15 protein-coding genes are annotated in these 16,762 nt (G+C 58.3%); 10 read left to right on the forward strand and 5 right to left on the reverse strand.

Annotated features, from left to right (window positions below):
• Positions 1 to 118: 118 nt before the first annotated feature.
• Positions 119 to 1,921: an acyl-CoA dehydrogenase gene (locus ACJO5Y_RS10035; RefSeq protein ID WP_406986882.1), complete on the reverse strand. Its 1,803-nt coding sequence runs from the start codon at positions 1,919 to 1,921 to the stop codon at positions 119 to 121.
• A 256-nt stretch (positions 1,922 to 2,177) separates the two neighbouring features.
• On the opposite strand from ACJO5Y_RS10035, the gene ACJO5Y_RS10040 reads away from it, so the two are divergent.
• Together ACJO5Y_RS10040 and ACJO5Y_RS10045 are read left to right on the forward strand one after the other, a co-directional pair.
• A complete protein-coding gene (locus ACJO5Y_RS10040; protein WP_406986885.1) occupies positions 2,178 to 3,173 on the forward strand; it encodes a GlxA family transcriptional regulator in 996 nt (331 codons plus the stop codon).
• 111 nt (positions 3,174 to 3,284) lie between these two features.
• Positions 3,285 to 3,449, forward strand: coding sequence for a hypothetical protein (locus ACJO5Y_RS10045; RefSeq protein ID WP_406986887.1), 165 nt, complete (start codon positions 3,285 to 3,287; stop codon positions 3,447 to 3,449).
• A gap of 18 nt (positions 3,450 to 3,467) precedes the next feature.
• Here ACJO5Y_RS10045 and ACJO5Y_RS10050 read toward each other — a convergent pair whose 3' ends face one another.
• Complete coding sequence (locus tag ACJO5Y_RS10050; protein WP_406986890.1) at positions 3,468 to 4,487, reverse strand: CNNM domain-containing protein; 1,020 nt, start codon at positions 4,485 to 4,487, stop codon at positions 3,468 to 3,470.
• Positions 4,488 to 4,494: 7 nt separating this feature from the next.
• A complete protein-coding gene (locus ACJO5Y_RS10055; protein WP_406986892.1) occupies positions 4,495 to 6,549 on the reverse strand; it encodes an FAD-dependent oxidoreductase in 2,055 nt (684 codons plus the stop codon).
• Between the two features lie 456 nt (positions 6,550 to 7,005).
• Between ACJO5Y_RS10055 and ACJO5Y_RS10060 the strand changes: the two genes are divergently transcribed.
• The 8 genes from ACJO5Y_RS10060 to ACJO5Y_RS10095 all read left to right on the forward strand — a co-directional run bounded on the left by ACJO5Y_RS10060 (position 7,006) and on the right by ACJO5Y_RS10095 (position 14,986).
• Positions 7,006 to 9,807 (forward strand): monovalent cation/H+ antiporter subunit A, encoded by a 2,802-nt coding sequence (locus ACJO5Y_RS10060; protein ID WP_406986894.1) that lies wholly within the window; start codon positions 7,006 to 7,008, stop codon positions 9,805 to 9,807.
• Positions 9,807 to 10,175, forward strand: coding sequence for a Na+/H+ antiporter subunit C (locus ACJO5Y_RS10065; protein WP_406986897.1), 369 nt, complete (start codon positions 9,807 to 9,809; stop codon positions 10,173 to 10,175). Before ACJO5Y_RS10060 ends, ACJO5Y_RS10065 begins: the two co-directional genes overlap by 1 nt.
• Entirely contained in the window at positions 10,172 to 11,689 is a 1,518-nt protein-coding gene (locus tag ACJO5Y_RS10070) for a monovalent cation/H+ antiporter subunit D (RefSeq protein WP_406986899.1), read from the forward strand. The genes ACJO5Y_RS10065 and ACJO5Y_RS10070 overlap by 4 nt, the downstream gene beginning before the upstream one ends.
• A complete protein-coding gene (locus ACJO5Y_RS10075; RefSeq protein WP_406986901.1) occupies positions 11,689 to 12,177 on the forward strand; it encodes a Na+/H+ antiporter subunit E in 489 nt (162 codons plus the stop codon). The genes ACJO5Y_RS10070 and ACJO5Y_RS10075 overlap by 1 nt, the downstream gene beginning before the upstream one ends.
• A complete protein-coding gene (locus ACJO5Y_RS10080; protein WP_406986904.1) occupies positions 12,174 to 12,443 on the forward strand; it encodes a K+/H+ antiporter subunit F in 270 nt (89 codons plus the stop codon). The genes ACJO5Y_RS10075 and ACJO5Y_RS10080 overlap by 4 nt, the downstream gene beginning before the upstream one ends.
• Before the next feature lie 39 nt (positions 12,444 to 12,482).
• Entirely contained in the window at positions 12,483 to 12,815 is a 333-nt protein-coding gene (locus tag ACJO5Y_RS10085; RefSeq protein ID WP_406986906.1) for a Na+/H+ antiporter subunit G, read from the forward strand.
• A gap of 82 nt (positions 12,816 to 12,897) precedes the next feature.
• Positions 12,898 to 13,179, forward strand: coding sequence for a pyrimidine/purine nucleoside phosphorylase (gene ppnP / locus ACJO5Y_RS10090; protein WP_012136445.1), 282 nt, complete (start codon positions 12,898 to 12,900; stop codon positions 13,177 to 13,179).
• A 163-nt stretch (positions 13,180 to 13,342) separates the two neighbouring features.
• The gene (locus tag ACJO5Y_RS10095; protein ID WP_406986909.1) at positions 13,343 to 14,986 is read left to right on the forward strand and encodes a fatty acid--CoA ligase; all 1,644 of its coding nucleotides are present in this window, start codon (positions 13,343 to 13,345) and stop codon (positions 14,984 to 14,986) included.
• Between the two features lie 56 nt (positions 14,987 to 15,042).
• On the opposite strand, the gene ACJO5Y_RS10100 is transcribed toward ACJO5Y_RS10095, so the two are convergent.
• Both ACJO5Y_RS10100 and ACJO5Y_RS10105 read right to left on the reverse strand, forming a co-directional pair.
• Positions 15,043 to 16,296, reverse strand: coding sequence for a D-amino acid dehydrogenase (locus ACJO5Y_RS10100; protein ID WP_406986912.1), 1,254 nt, complete (start codon positions 16,294 to 16,296; stop codon positions 15,043 to 15,045).
• A 91-nt stretch (positions 16,297 to 16,387) separates the two neighbouring features.
• On the reverse strand, positions 16,388 to 16,744 hold the full coding sequence (locus ACJO5Y_RS10105) for a translation initiation factor Sui1 (RefSeq protein ID WP_406986915.1): 357 nt from the start codon (positions 16,742 to 16,744) through the stop codon (positions 16,388 to 16,390).
• Between the last annotated feature and the right edge of the window lie 18 nt (positions 16,745 to 16,762).

The raw sequence follows: 16,762 nt of genomic DNA on the forward strand, positions 1-16,762 counted from the left end.
GGCCATGGATGGCCACTGCCGAGCGCACATGGATGTGCTTGTAGCGTGTCCCTGAAAGGACGACCAGCCGATTGCGCTAACTCCAGGACTCTCAGGCCAGGAGTATGGAAGCATCAGGTCAGAACCATTCGGACTTCATGTTCAGACAAGTATCGTCCTGATTCCGGAGCAGGACCAGGTCCTGGGCCACCGTCGGCAACTCCCAGTGGAAGAAGTACTGGGCGGCCTGGAGTTTGCCCTGGTAGAAGTTGCGCTCATCGTCACTGTTGGCGGAAGCCAGGGCATTGGCGGCGGCGTTGGCCTGGCGGAGCCACATCCAGGCGACGATGATATGGCCGAACAGGTGCAGGTAGCAGGCAGCGTTGGCCAGGGGTTTGTCCACGTCGCCACCCATCAGGGATTTGCCCAGGTCCTGGGTGACTTTGACTGCCTGCTGCAGGGTTTCGCTGAGTGACAGCGCCCATTGCTGGCAACGGTCTGTGGTTGCCGCCTCGAGATCCACCTGCATTTCCTGCATCAGCAGCTGCAGGCCGTGGCTCTGATCCTGCCAGATTTTGCGGCCCAGAAGGTCGAGAGCCTGTATGCCGTTGGTGCCTTCGTGGATGGGATTCAGGCGGTTATCACGCCAGCACTGTTCTACCGGGTATTCCCGGGTGTAGCCGGCACCACCGTAGACCTGGATGGCCAGGTCGTTGGCCTTGGGGCCGTATTCGGAAGGCCAGGCCTTGATGACCGGGGTGAGCAGGTCCAGCAGTTTGCCCGCTTCCAGGCGTTTCTGTTCGTCTGGATGGGTGTGCTGGTCGTCCATCAGGCGGGCGCCATACAGGCACAGGGCCAGGCCGCCTTCGCTGTAGGCCTTCTGGGCCAGCAGCATGCGCCTTACATCGGCGTGATCAATGATCGGCACCTGCGGGGATTCCGGATTCTTCTCACTCGCCTTGCGCCCCTGCAGGCGGTCTTTGGCGTATTCCAGGCTGTGCATGTAGCCGCGATAGCCGACCACCGCCGCGCCAAAGCCTACACCGACCCGCGCTTCGTTCATCATCTGGAACATGTATTTCAGGCCCTGATGAGGCTCGCCCACCAGGTAACCGTGGCAGGGAGCGTCATCACCGAAGCTCAAGGCGGTGGATGTGGTGCCACGGTAACCGAGCTTGTGAATCAGGCCGGCGAGGTTGACGCCGTTACGTTCGGTGGGATTACCCTCTTCGTCCACCAGGAATTTGGGGACGATGAACAGGGAGATGCCTTTCACGCCAGCCGGAGCACCTTTGATTTTCGCCAGCACCATGTGAACGATGTTCTCGGTGATGGACTGTTCACCGCCGGAGATGAAGATTTTGGCGCCTTTGATCAGGTAATGGCCATCGTCCGTTGGCGATGCAGAGGTGCGAATGTCCGCCAGGGATGATCCTGCGTGGGGTTCAGTGAGGGCCATGGTGCCGGTGAAGCGGCCGGAAAGCATGTGCGGCAGGAAGGTGGTTTTCTGCTGCTCATTGCCGAAGACGCGGACAAGGTTGGCGGCGGCGGTGGTCAGGAACGGGTAGCCTGCGGTGCCGGGGTTGGCGGCGGTAAAGAAGCCGTTGCAGGCGGCCATAACGGATTCCGGCAGTTGCATGCCGCCCAGGTCGTAGTCGTAACGCCCGGCGATAAAGCCGGCTTCGGCGTAGGCGTCAAAGGCTTCTTTGACCTGGGGCAGCATCTCTACCTGGCCGTTGACGAATTTGGGTTCTTCTTTGTCAGCGGCGCTGTTGTGGGTGGCAAATTTTTCCCGGGCCATTTTGTCGGCGGTTTCGATGACGGCATCGAAGGTGTCGCGGCTGTGTTCGCTGAAGCGCTCGCGGGTGGTGAGGTTGTCGGTATCGAGGACTTCGTAGAGTTGGAACGCCAGGTCGCGGCGGTCGATCAGGGTGTCGGTCATTCTTGGTCTCCTGTTTGTTGCTGACAGCCTCTCATACCTCTGTTTTTCTGGGAACCGGCATTTATGACATAATCTTGGTGAATCCCGCCATCCCGTGATTTATCTGGCTCTGCCGGGAGTCCGGCGGTCGGACATGAAAGGGGGAAGTCCTCCCGAGACACGCCGTAAATACATCCCTGTAGGCTTGAGTGCAGCATCCCTGCTGCACACAGTCTCGGGAGGACTTCCCCTTTCATGCCCTGCTTTGGGAGCTAGTATGCGAACAGTGTCTGTTATCGGGTTTGATGGGGCGCTTGCCAGTGCCATTACAGGCATTATTGACCTGTTCCGATTAGCGGGTGTTACCTGGGCACGGATCAACGGAGAGCCGCCCGAACCGCAATTTACTACCCGTTTGCTAACGAAGGACGGGGCGCCCTGCCGTTGTATAAACGGCCTGACGATTCTTCCGGATGGCGCGTGGAACGCCAGGCAGCCTTCTGAAGACAGCACCGATCTGGTGATTATTCCGACCATTGGCGGGCCGATTGAGCGGGTGTTGGCAGAGAACCCGGAGCTGATTGAATGGCTTGCGGGGTTTCAGTCGTCGGATTCAGGACAGGTGCGGGTGGCCAGTAACTGCACGGGCGCCTTCATGCTGGCGGAGGCCGGTTTGTTGAACGGACGGCAGGCGACGACCCATTGGGGGTTCAGTCGTCAGTTTCGGCAGCGCTACCCGGCGGTGGATCTGCATCAGGACAAGCTGGTGACGGTGGACGGTCACCTTGCCTGTGCGGGTGGCGGGATGGCCTGGTGGGACCTGGGGGTTTATCTGGTGGAGCGGTATGCCGGGGCGCAGGTGGCGCGGGAGCTGGCGAAGGCGTTTGTGATTGATGCCGGGCGTACGAGTCAGGCGCCTTATGGTGCGCTGCAGGCCCGGCGGTATCATTCGGATGCGGCCATCCTGAAATTGCAGGATTGGCTGGACGAGCATTATGGTCAGCCGGTGACCCTGCAATTTCTTGCCACCCAATGCGGTCTGACGGAACGTTCGCTGATTCGACGGTTCAGGGCAGCGACTGGCGACACCCCGACCAGCTACCTTCAGATTCTCAGGATCGAGGCGGCACGACAACACCTGGAAAGTTCCCGAATATCGGTGGAAGAGGTGACCCGCCAGGTGGGCTACGAGGACGTGAGTTCGTTCAGCCGGTTATTTCGCAAGCACACCGGTCTGACACCGGGGACCTACCGCTCAAGATTTGCACGTTAATCCGGCTGAAAGCCCCTCCTGGCCCGGGTTATGCATCGGTTATGAGTGTGGGCCATTCCGTGCCACTGAACGTAAAGAATATTGACGGGTGTAAAAATGGGGAGGTTCGCCATGAACGCACCGATCAGACAAAGCCAGGCAGATATTCTGAGCAAGCTTTATGACATGAAACAAAAGCAACTCGCTCAGGCCTGTCAGCAGGGACATGCCTTTCGTTGTCAGGTACTTGAAGCGGAAGCGGAAGCCATTTTCAATGCTCTGAAATCCATCCGGTAACCGGATATCCCAGCGACATCAGGAGCTGTATTTTTTCAGGCGTCGGCTCCATCGTTGCTTCGCATAGCGGCGGAGGTTGGAGACATTATCGGTTTCGTCCATGATTTCGGTGCCCAAAAGTGTCTCCAATATGTCCTCCAGCGTCACTATCCCAAGCCAGGTGCCCAATTCGTCATAGACCACGGCCAGGTGTTGCCGCTCTCGTAACATGTCCGAAAACACCAGTTCGATATTGGTGTTGCCCTTCACTCTCTTGACGGTTCTCAGGCTCTCCTGAAGGTCTGCGTCATCAGGCAGGGTGATCAGGTCAGAACGGTGAATGTAGCCTAGCGCCTCGCCATCCTCGTCGATCACCGGATAGCGGGAAAACGGTCCTGATTTCACTTTCTCCCGGAACTGTTCGATCGTGGTGTCCGGCGCAATGAATTTGCAGACTGTGCGCGGGGTCATCACGGAGCTGACCTTGATTTCATGGAACCTAAGCACGTTCAGGATCATCCGCCGCTCGTCTTCGTCCAGCGCCTGCTGGTCCCTGCCGATCTCCGCCAGGGCACTGATTTCCGCCCTGACATCCGTCTCCGGCTCACCGGAGGCAATACGACGGGTGATCTGTTTCGACAGCCAGATAAACGGCAACAGAAATTTCATCAGGACGCCAAGGATTGCCGGCAGCTTCGGCGCCAATCCCTGCCAGTACTTGGCGCCAATGGTCTTGGGAATGATTTCCGAAAAAATGAGGATTGCCAGGGTCATAACGCCAGAGGCCAGCCCCAGCCATGCCTCGCCAAACACCACCGCCACTTGGGCTCCCACACCAGTGGCACCAACGGTATGGGCTATGGTGTTGAGTGTCAGAATTGCCGACAGGGGGTCGTCAATGTCGTCCTTGAGTTTCCTCAACCGGGCAAACAGCTCGGGGTTGTCCTGCTTGAACGACGCGATATAGCTCGGAGTAATGGAAAGCAGCGTCGCCTCCAGGATCGAGCAGAGGAAAGAAAACCCGATGGACAGAACCGCGAATGCAATCAGAAGTGTCATGGATGCCTCAAATACCCGCCGCCACTTCGGTACCCTGGCGGATGGCCCGCTTCGCATCCAGTTCTTCGGCAACGTCGGCGCCGCCAATCAGGTGGGCTTTTACGCCGGCACCGGCCAATTGATCAAATAGTTCACGGTAGGATTCCTGACCTGCGCAAATGATCACATTATCGACACTCAGCACTTTGCTTTCCTTCACCTTGCCGTCCTTATCCCTGATGGATATGTGCAGGCCCTCGTCGTCGATACGGTCGTAACTGCACCCTCGCAGCATATCTACGTCGCGGTGTTTGAGGCTGTTGCGGTGCACCCAGCCCGAGGTTTTGCCCAGACCACCGCCAACCTTACCGGTTTTGCGCTGCATCAGGTAGATCTTGCGCGGCGACGGTGTGGGCTTGCGCTCCGCCAACCCGCCGGGCCCGTCAAAGGCAGGGTTCACGCCCCACTCCGCCTGCCAGTCTGCCACGCTGACCTGTTCGCCTTCCGGGTGATGGCTGAAATCGTGGGTCAGGAATTCGCTGACGTCGAAGCCGATACCGCCGGCGCCGATCACCGCAACGTTCTGACCAACCGGTTTGTTGTGACGCAGGACGTCGAGATAACCCAGCACCCTGGGATGATCGATACCATCGATTTGCGGCGTCCGTGGCTTGACGCCGGTGGCAACAATGACATCGTCAAAACCCTGTTCGGCCAGCTCTGCGGCCCCGACGCGGGCATTGAGTTTCAGGTCGATTTCCAGCAACTCAATTTGACGCTGGTAGTAGCGCAGGGTCTCGTAAAACTCTTCCTTGCCGGGAATGCGCTTGGCGTAGTTGAACTGACCGCCAATTTTATCGTCGGCCTCGAACAGGGTCACCCGGTGGCCGCGTTTGGCAGCCGTGGTCGCGGCCGCCAGCCCCGCCGGCCCGGCTCCGACCACCGCGACGCGGCGAACCACGGGCGCTACCGTCAATACCAGTTCGGTTTCATGGCAGGCCCTGGGATTCACCAGGCAGGAGGCGCGCTTAGCCTTGAATACATGATCAAGGCAGGCCTGGTTACAGGCAATACAGGTGTTGATCTCGTCGGCACGGTTCTGCTCGGCCTTGCGCACGAATTCGCTGTCCGCCAACAGCGGCCTGGCCATGGAAACCATATCCGCCTTGCCGGCGGCAAGAATCTCTTCCCCTTTCTCCGGGGTATTAATGCGGTTGGTGGTGCAGACCGGAATGTCCACTTCACCGTAAAACTTGGCCGTGACGTCGGCAAAGCCGCCGCGGGGTACAGAGGTCACGATGGTGGGCACCCGTGCTTCATGCCAGCCGATACCGGTATTGATGATGGTGGCGCCCGCTTTTTCGATGGCCTTGCCCAGGGTCACGATCTGGTCCCAGGTCTGACCGCCTTCCACCAGGTCCAGCATGGACAGCCGGTAAATGATGATGAACTCGGGCCCGACGGCTTCACGCATGCGGCGAACGATTTCCACCGGCAGACGCATGCGGTTTTCGTAAGGGCCACCCCACTTGTCCGAGCGCTTGTTGGTGCGTTCACACAGGAACTGGTTGATGAAATAGCCTTCAGAGCCCATCACCTCAACGCCGTCATAGCCACCGAGTTTCGCCAATTTCGCGGCATTGACGAAATCGTTGATATGACGCTCCACGCCTTTGGTGGACAGGGCGCGGGCCTTGAACGGGCTGATCGGCGCCTTGGTGGCGGATGCGGATACAATCAACGGCTGATAGCCGTAACGGCCAGCGTGGAGTAACTGCAGGCAGATTTTGCCGCCCGCTTCATGGACAGCCCCGGTAACGTGCCGGTGCAGCAAGGCGGTGGCGAGGTTGTTCATGGTTGAGGATAAAGGCGCCAGCTGGCCTGCCAGGTTCGGTGAATATCCCCCGGTGACCATCAGCCCAACGCCCCCTTCTGCCCGCTCGGCAAAATAGCGGGCAAACTTGTGGATGTTCCAGAACCGGTCTTCCAGGCCGGTATGCATGGAACCCATCAGCACCCGGTTCCTGAGTTCGGTAAAACCCAGATCAAGCGGCTTCAGGAGGTTTGAATAGGCTGCGGTCATAGTGGCTCTCTCAGGGGCTCTGATCAGAAAAGGCCATGTTAGCACAGGGCTCCGGGCGCGATGTATGACACAAAACCCGTCCCGGAGGCATTGTTCAGCCAAGCCCGAACGCACCTCCCGCACCTGCCAATAGTTTTGATTAATCGCATGCTGACTTGACCTCTGGGGCCTGCCACGTATCATCGGTCCTCGTATCTGACTAACGGAGCACTTATGACCGCCAGGTCCAACGTGTTACACCAACCCGGTTTTCGCCCGGTCACTGCCGATTCGCAGAGACACCGGGGCAGGTTGCCGTACTTTCCAGACCCACCCCGTTTGCTCTAAATTTCCGACTCCAGCCGTTATCGCCAGCGGTTCGCACCGATCGGTGTACAACGGCAGGTCGGGAACTAAACTCAGGCACTTAGACTGCATCTCCATCCATGAAAGAGAAAAACCAATAACGAGGTTGCGATGTCGCTACCGCTGGTCGTTTTACTGCCCTTTTTAGGGGCGTTGGCAGCACCTTTGTTTGCCCAGGGAGGCCGTACGGCGATTGCCATTGCCTCGTCGGTTCCCGCTATCGTCGCTTTGGCGGCACTGTACCCGCATTGGTCAACCATTGCCGGTGGCGGCATCGTCCTGCACAGCTATGAATGGCTGCCGGCACTGGGCTTTTCATTCAGTTTCCGGCTGGATGGGCTGTCCTTACTGTTTGCACTGCTGATTCTGGTCATCGGTCTGCTGATCATTCTCTATTCCCGCTATTACCTGAAGGCCAAAGAGAATGTCGGGAAATTCTACTCGATGCTGTTGTGCTTCATGGGCTCCATGCTCGGCATCGTGCTATCCAGTAACCTGCTGCTGATGCTCGTGTTCTGGGAACTGACCAGCCTGACATCGTTCCTGCTGATCAGTTTCTGGAACCATAAGCAGGACGCCCGCCGGGGCGCCCGTATGGCGCTTGCCGTCACTGGCGGGGGTGGTCTTGCACTGATGGCCGGCATCCTGATCATCGGCAATATCGTTGGCAGTTTCGAGCTGGACGCGGTGTTGGCCGCAGGCGACCAGATCAAGGCACACAGCCTGTACCCGATTGCCCTCACCCTGGTGCTGCTGGGTGCATTCACCAAGTCCGCCCAGTTTCCGTTCCACTTCTGGCTGCCCCACGCCATGCAGGCGCCCACGCCGGTATCGGCCTACCTCCACTCCGCAACCATGGTCAAGGCCGGTATTTTCCTGATGGCCCGCCTCTACCCGGCACTGGCGGGCACCGAACAATGGTTCTACATGGTGAGCTTCACCGGTATGGCCACGTTGCTGATCGGCGCCTACGTGGCCATGTTCAAGCACGACCTGAAAGGTCTGCTGGCCCATTCCACCGTCAGCCATCTGGGCCTGATCACCCTGCTGTTTGGTATGGGAACTCAACTGGCTGCCGTGGCAGCGGTATTCCACGTCATTAACCACGCCATTTTCAAGGCGTCCCTGTTTATGGCGGCGGGTATCATCGACCATGAAACCGGCACCCGGGATATGCGCCGCATTAACGGGCTCTGGCGTTACATGCCCCACACCGCCACCCTGGCGATGGTTGCGGCCGCCTCCATGGCAGGCGTCCCCCTGCTTAACGGTTTCCTGAGCAAGGAGATGTTCTTCGCGGAGTCCCTGCAACTGAACCTGCCGGGCTTCTGGGCCTGGGTGCCGCCGCTGGTTGCCACCCTTGCGGGCATTTTCGCCGTCGCCTACTCGGCGCGCTTTATCCACGATGTATTCTTCAATGGCAAGCCGGTGGATCTGCCTGTCTATCCGCCCCATGAGCCTCCGCGTTACATGAAGATCCCGGTAGAGATTCTGGTGTTTGCCTGCATCATGGTGGGGGTATTCCCGGCAATATCCGTCGGCCCCCTTCTTTATGCCGCCGCTTCGGCCACCCTGGGCGGCAATGTGCCGGAGTACCACCTGACCATCGCCCACGGGTTCAACCTGCCACTGATGATGAGCTTCGTCGCATTCATCGGCGGCCTGCTCATGTACAGCCAACGTCAGCGTTTCTTTGATTTTCACGCCCGCTTCCGGGAAATCGACGAAAAGGCCGTCTTCGAGGCAGCGGTTTCCAGGGTGGTCGATACAGCCCACCGTTTCACCAACTGGATCGAAAATGGCTCACTGCAACGTTATGCCCTGCTCCTGGTGCTTAGCGTGGTTGCCGTTGCCATTGTACCGCTGTCCAGTCTGGGCTTTTTCGTGGGTGAAAACGGACTGACCCCTATCGACTGGCCGACGCTCATTGGCATGGGTGTGCTGATACTTTGCGCACTGGCCACAGCTGCGCTACACCGTGAACGTTTCTATGCCCTGGTTTTGCTGAGCGTGGTGGGTCTGCTGGTGTCACTGGGCTTTGCCCGTTTCTCCGCCCCCGACCTGGCCATGACCCAGCTGTCAGTTGAGGTTGTCACCATTGTGTTGCTGATGCTGGCGTTGTTCTACATGCCCTCATGGACGCCAATGGAAAGCTCAACCGGTCGCCGGGTTCGTGATATCGTGATTGCGCTCGCTGCTGGCACCGGCATGACCCTGGTGACACTGGCGATGCTGACCCAGCCTTTCACGTCCATTTCCGACTACTTTCTCGAGAACAGCAAACCCGGCGGTGGCGGCACCAACGTGGTGAACGTGATCCTTGTGGACTTCCGGGGCTTTGATACCCTCGGGGAAATCACGGTACTGGCGATTGCCGCACTGGGGATCTACGCGATGCTCAAGAACACTGCGCTGACGCCGCCCCCCGGCGACGGACAGGGACATCCCTGGACCCGTGATGCCTACCCGCTGATGCTGCGCCAGATCGCAAGGCCCATGCTGCCGATGGCGTTGATGGTATCCGCCTACATCTTCCTGCGCGGACACAACCTGCCGGGTGGCGGCTTCATTGCCGGCCTGATTACTGCAGTGGCACTGATTCTCCAGTACATCGCCAGCGGCATGATCTGGACTCAGGACCGCGTGCCATTCCGCTATCACAGCGTCATAGGCCTGGGCCTGTTCTTTGCCTCCATAGCCGGCGCTGCCAGCTATGCATTTGGCTACCCGTTCCTCACCAGCACGTTTGATTACATAAGCTGGCCGATCGTTGGCAAGTTCGAGGTGGCCTCCGCCCTGGTCTTCGACCTCGGGGTCTATCTCACGGTCATCGGAGCCACGCTCCTGGCACTGGTCAGTATTGGCCGCCTGTCACCCCATTCCGCCATTAAAAGCAAGAAGGAGAGCGCATAATGGAGCTGGCATTTGCTCTGGTCATCGGCGCGCTGACCGCGTCTGGCGTGTACCTGTTACTGCGGGCCCGTACCTTTCCCGTGGTGGTGGGCCTGACGCTGCTTTCCTACGGCGTCAACCTGTTCCTGTTCTCTTCCGGTCGGCTGGTGACCGGGGGCCAACCCATTATTGGAAGCAATGACAACTATGCCGATCCCCTGCCCCAGGCACTGGTCCTGACGGCGATCGTCATCGGCTTTGCCATGACCGCTTTTGTTGTGGTGCTGGCCCTGCGCAACCTGGCCGACAACGAAGACGACCATGTCGACGGATACCAGACCGAGGCCAATGCCGAATCAGAAGAAAAAGTGGAGGTAACCAGTAAATGAACCATTGGCTTACCGCCCCCATTCTGATTCCGCTGCTGGGCGGGATACTTCAGGTGTTCATGGGGTATGCCCCGATCAGCCTGCGCCGCACCCTGGCGATAACCACGACAGTCCTTATTCTGGCGGCATCCGTGGTGCTGCTGGTTCTCGCCGACGATGGCAGTTACCGCGCCTACGCGTTCGGCAACTGGGAGCCCCCCTTTGGCATTGTCCTGGTACTGGACCGACTGGCAGCCCTGATGCTGTTACTGACATCCATTCTCGCACTGTTCTGCCATATCTATTCCATTGGCGGCGCGGATGAAGGAAATCGCCAGTTTCATGCACTGTTCCTGTTCCAGCTGCTGGGTCTGAATATTGCGTTTCTTACCGGTGATCTATTCAACCTGTTCGTCGCGTTCGAGGTTCTGCTTATCGCCTCCTACGGACTTCTGATGCATGGTGGCGGAACCGCACGCACCGTGCCCGGCCTGCATTACGTAGTACTGAACCTGGCGGGCTCCGCGGTGTTCCTGATCAGTGTTGGCATGATCTACAGCGTTACCGGCACCCTGAACATGGCGGACCTTGCAGTGAAGGTACCCCAGGTCAGCGAGGAAAACCTGCACCTTGTCAGGGCCGGCGGTATGATGCTTCTGGTGGTATTTGGCCTGAAGGCGGCCATTCTGCCGCTGTGTTTCTGGTTGCCCAAAGCCTATGCCAAGGCCACGGCACCGGTGGCGGCCCTCTTCGCGGTAATGACAAAGGTGGGCATTTACGCCATTCTGCGCGTCTATTCGCTGATCTTCGGCGATCAGGCCGGAGATCTGGCGGGCCTGGGTATGGACTGGCTGTTCCCGCTGGCCCTGATCACCCTGGCCATGGGGGTCATTGGCGCCCTGGGTTCAGAAAGCCTCAAGACCCTCATCGCCTGGCAGGTCATTATTTCAGTGGGAACACTGTTGGCAGCCATGTCCCTGGGATCCGTGGCGGGCACTTCAGCAGCGTTGTTCTATCTGCTTAACACCACCTGGGTGGTTGGCGGCCTTTTCCTGGTGGTCGATCTGATCAGCCGCCAGCGTGGCACCGCTGGCGACCGGATCGTCACTGCCCCCAGAATGCGGAACCGCACCTTTCTCAGCGCGCTGTTCCTGACTGGCGCAGTCGCGGCAGCCGGGCTGCCTCCCCTGAGCGGTTTCTTTGCCAAGCTGCTGATATTGCAGGCCGCCACCCCGGGCCCTGAAATGGCCTGGTTGTGGTCCGCCGTGCTGATCGGTGGCTTTTGCACCCTCATCGCCTACAGCCGGGCCGGCAGCATTGTGTTCTGGCGAAACATCGAGGGCCATATTGAGGATCCGGGCAAACTCAGCGGCGCCGTGTCGGTATCGGCCGGAGCACTGATAGCCCTGAGTGTGGTGATCGTTGCCCTTGCCGGGCCGATCACCCGCTATACTGACGCCACCGCCGCACAGCTGCACAACAGCGAGGCCTATATCGAAATCCTCGGGACACCCATGGTGGGGGAGGATAACTAATGTTTGATCGTCTGAACTTTCCCCAACCCTGGTTAAGCCTGATCCTGTTTCTGACATGGCAACTGCTGAGCGACGGCATTTCCGGCGCCAGCGTTGTGATGGGCCTGATTCTGGCCTGGCTGATCCCGCAGCTGACCCAGGGCTTCTGGCCCGAACGCCTGGTGTTCATCAGATTCTGGCGCATGCCGGTTTACCTGCTCAGGATGCTGCTGGATATCGTAACCGCCAGCATTACAGTTTCTCGGCTGATCCTCAGTGGCCGCCAACCGAAACCGGTATTTGTGTGTTATCCGCTGGATCTGCAGCACCCGCTGGCCATTTCCATCCTTGCCAGCACCATTTCCCTCACCCCCGGCACCGTCAGTTCAGACATCAGCGATGACCAGAAAATACTGCTGATTCACACCCTGGACGCGGACAACGAACAAGACGTTATCGATGCCATCAAAAACCGCTATGAAAAGCCTCTGATGGAGATGTTCCAATGATCACGGTTGCCCTCTACATCACCATTGCCATGGTTATGCTCGCAGCTCTGCTCAACGTTTACCGCCTGATCAAGGGGCCTGATGCCCCTGATCGGGTGCTGGCACTGGATACCCTATACATCAACGCCATTGCCCTGATCATACTGCTGGGCATCACGCTCGGGACGCGCATGTACCTGGAAGCCGCGCTTCTGATTGCTGTTATGGGCTTCGTTGGCACGGTTGCCATGGCGAAGTACCTGAAAAGGGGCAGTGTCATTGAATAGGTTACCGGACGTATTGAAGGCAGACGGAGGAGACAGGCCATGAACGCGCTTATCGAATACACCATCGCGGCCCTGCTGCTGATCGGGGGATTCTTCACCCTGGTCGGCGCTATTGGCCTCGCCAAACTGCCGGATTTTTTCACCCGGTTACACGGCCCGACCAAGGCCACCACGCTCGGAGTTGGAGCCATTATGCTGGCATCCGTCGCCTATTTCAGCGCCAACGGCGAAGGTATTGGTCTCTCCGAGATACTGATCACCGTCTTCCTGTTCATGACCGCGCCCGTGAGTGCCAACATCCTGGCCAAGTCAGCCATGCATATTGGCGTGGACGTCATGGAAAATACCAAAGGCAACCCCTGGGAACAGTAAAGCGGACTGCAAAAAAATGTCATTGGATGGAAAACAAATTGCCGTATAGTAGGCCCCCACTTTTAATCAAGGAGCCATACCCATGCTGAACGTGAACGAATACTTTGACGGCAAGGCGAAATCCATCTCCTTCCAGACCTCCACCCTCCCGGCCACCGTTGGTGTGATCAGCCCGGGCGAGTATGAGTTCGGCACCAGCAAGAAAGAAACCATGACGGTGATCAGCGGTGCTTTGACCGTCCTGCTACCAGGCATGGAAGAATGGATGACCTACGGCTCCGGAGAAAGCTTTGACGTCGCCGGCCAGGCAAGCTTCAAGGCGAAAACCGATATCGATACCGCCTACCTTTGCACCTACGAATAAGCCAGAGCGGCGCCTATAATTTGCAGAGCGGAACAGGATTCCTGTAACACCTGATTCGTTCTGCAATTTTTATGAATTTCAAGGTTCCCGTTTCCGCCAAAGTGTGTCAGATTTACTCCTGTTTCTCGCTATAACATCAACAACCGAGAAAGAGGTAAAAGTAATGGCACAAACCCGCATTCTTCCTCCAGCGGACAACGCCCACCAGTACCCCCTTCTGATCAAGCAACTGCTGTTGTCCGGGCCAAGGTACTCGCCTGACCAGGAAATCGTTTACGCCAACCGCAGCAAGTACACCTACACCGATCTGGTTCAGCGCATCCATCGCCTGGCCAATGCTCTCACTGATGCCGGCGTAAAACCCGGAGACACGGTGGCGGTGATGGACTGGGACACTCCGCGTTACCTCGAGTGTTTCTTTGCAATTCCGATGATTGGAGCAGTACTGCACACCATCAATGTGCGCCTTTCACCCGAGCAGATCGTCTATACCATGAATCACGCCGAAGACGACGTCGTGCTGGTGCATGATGACTTCCTGCCTATCCTTGAAGGCGTCAAGGGCGAGATCCAAACAGTCAGGAGCTACATTCAGCTCACCGACGACAACAAAGCAAAGTCCACCAGTCTCGACACTGCTGGCGAGTACGAGGCTCTGCTGGCCCGGGCCGGAACCGAGTTCGATTTCCCGGATTTTGACGAAAACAGCATCGCGACTACCTTCTACACCACAGGCACGACCGGCAATCCCAAGGGCGTATTCTTCAGTCACCGTCAGTTGGTGCTGCACACCCTGGCAATGACCGGGTCTCTCTCGGCCTACGATGAGATCCCACTACTGCGCTCCTCATCGGTCTATATGCCGGTCACCCCAATGTTTCACGTCCATGCCTGGGGCGTCCCTTACGCCGCCACCATGCTGGGCATCAAGCAGGTTTACCCGGGGCGCTATGAGCCGGAACTGCTGGTGGACCTGCTCAAGGAACACAAGGTCTCGTTCTCCCACTGTGTGCCGACCATCATGCAGATGATGATGGGCACCGAGTCCATCAAGACCGCCGACCTGAGCAACTGGCACGTGTTGATCGGCGGCAGCGCCCTGACCAAGGGCCTGTGTGACGCCGGGGCCAAGCTTGGCATCCGCATGTACACCGGCTACGGCATGTCGGAAACCTGCCCGCTGCTGAGCGTTACCCACATGAAACCCGAGGATCTGGAGCTGCCACTGGAGCAACAGACCGCCAAACGGGTCAAAACCGGTATCGCGGTGCCCATGACACAACTGGAAATTGTGGATCCGTCCGGCAACCCGGTCGCCCATGACGGCGAAGCCAAGGGTGAAGTGGTCGCCCGCGCACCCTGGCTGACCCAGAGCTACTTCAAGGAACCGGAAAAAGGCGAGGAGCTGTGGGAAGGTGGTTGGCTCCATACCGGAGACGTCGCGTCGATTGAACCGGACAACACCCTGGTGATCAAGGACCGCATCAAGGATGTGATCAAGACCGGTGGTGAGTGGTTATCATCTCTCGACCTGGAGAACCTCATCAGTCAGCATCCGTCCGTCGCTGGCGCAGCCGTGGTTGGTGTACCCGATGAGAAATGGGGTGAACGCCCGCACGCGCTGGTTACCCTGAAGCCCGGGGAACAGGCCACGCTGGAAGATATTCAAAGCCACCTGAAAAACTTCGTTGAAACCGGCGAGATCAACAAGTGGGCGATTCCCGAGCAAATCGATTTTGTCGAGGATATCCCCAAGACCAGTGTCGGCAAGATCAACAAGAAGCTGATTCGCGATCAGTTGCGGTAATATCGCCTTGCGGTAACCAGAACGGCCCCGGGGCTCATCCCCCGGGGCCGTTCTGGTTACAGCCCGCAGAAAGTGAAATCCACCTCGGGCTTGCGCCCGCCGATAATGTCCGCAATCGCCGCTGCGGACCCGCAGGAATGGGTCCATCCCAGGGTGCCATGCCCGGTATTCAGGAAGAGATTGCCGAAGTGGCTTTTTCCGATATAGGGCACGTTTGACGGAGTCGCAGGCCGCAGCCCTGCCCAGAATTCGGCCTGATCCCAATGGGCAGCCTCTGGCATGACGTCCGCGGTACGCCGGACGATAATCCGACAGCGGGTGTAATCGAGGTTCCGGCTGTAGCCGCTAAGCTCAGCGGTTCCGGCCACACGAATCCGGTCACCAAGGCGAGAGTACACCAGCTTGTACTCATCATCGGTCAGGCTCACCTTGTAGGCCGCCTCTTCATTCTTGACCGGCACGGTGATGGAGTAGCCTTTGGCGGGATAGATATTCAGGAACAGGCCCAACTGCCGGGCAAGCACCGCGCTGAAACTGCCCAGACTCAGAACATAGGCATCGGCACGCAGCATTTCGTGGTGCCCCTCCCTCAGTGTCTGAACCCCGAGGATCCGGTCACGGGTACGATCAAAACCCAGAATTTCAGTGCCATAGAGAAACGTCACACCCGCTTCTTCGGCTTTCCGTGCCAGGCCCTGGGTGAACTTTCTGGCGTCCCCGGACTCATCTTCAGAAGTGTACGTTGCCCCGGCAATCCGGTCGCGAATCGGAGCCAGGGCTGGCTCCAACTCAACCGCACGGGCAGCATCAATCACCTGACGGTCACACCCCAGGTCTCGCATCAACCGGGCTGGCTCCAATGCGGCATCAAATTCCTTCGGATTGGTGTAGAAGTGCAATATGCCCTTCTCCAACTGGTCATATTCAATCCCGGTTTCCTTACGCACTGCCTGCAAGTGGTTACGACTGTAGGTGCCCAGGTTAACGATTTGCCGGAGGTTATGGGCCGCCCTGGCGGACGTGCATTGCATCAGGAATGACAGCCCCCAGCGCCACTGAGCAGGATCGAGGCTCGGACGAAACAGCAGGGGGGCATCCGGTTGAGTCAACCACCTCAATATCTTGAGCGGTGCCGACGGATTGGCCCACGGCTGCGCATGGGACACGGAAATCTGCCCACCATTGGCATAACTGGTTTCAAGACCGGCTTTGCTCTGGCGATCAACCACGGTGACCTCATGGCCCTGCTTTCGCAGAAACCAGGCAGTGGTGACGCCGACAACACCTGCACCCAACACCAGTACGTGCATTCTTATCCTCCGGTAAGCGATTGTCCCTTCACGGGCAGTTCAAGAGCAGGCGCTATTCTAGCGTCTGAAGGCGGGTTTGCGTGTTATACCATCAGCCACCGGCACGTTTTACGGTCCAGCCTTTGGCCTGGAGTAACGGAACGAGGATGTCCCGTTGATCACCCTGGATTTCAACCACGCCGTCCTTCACCGTACCGCCGGTTCCGCACTTGGCCTTGAGTACCTTGGCGAAGGCCTTGAGTTCCTTGTCATCCATGGGGATGCCGGTCACCAGCGTTACGCCTTTGCCTTTGCGGCCCTTGGTTTCACGGCTGACCCGTACGATACCGTCCCCTGCGGGACGGGAGGGCTGACCACAGGTACATTCTTCGACGGGGTTGCGGCAACCGGGGCACATGCGGCCCTGCTCGGTTGAAAACACCAACCCACCCGAGGATTTCGACTTCATCTTTTCTCCGTTGTCGTT

The organism is Marinobacter alkalisoli (assembly GCF_045449855.1).
Classification (GTDB): Bacteria; Pseudomonadota; Gammaproteobacteria; order Pseudomonadales; family Oleiphilaceae; genus Marinobacter.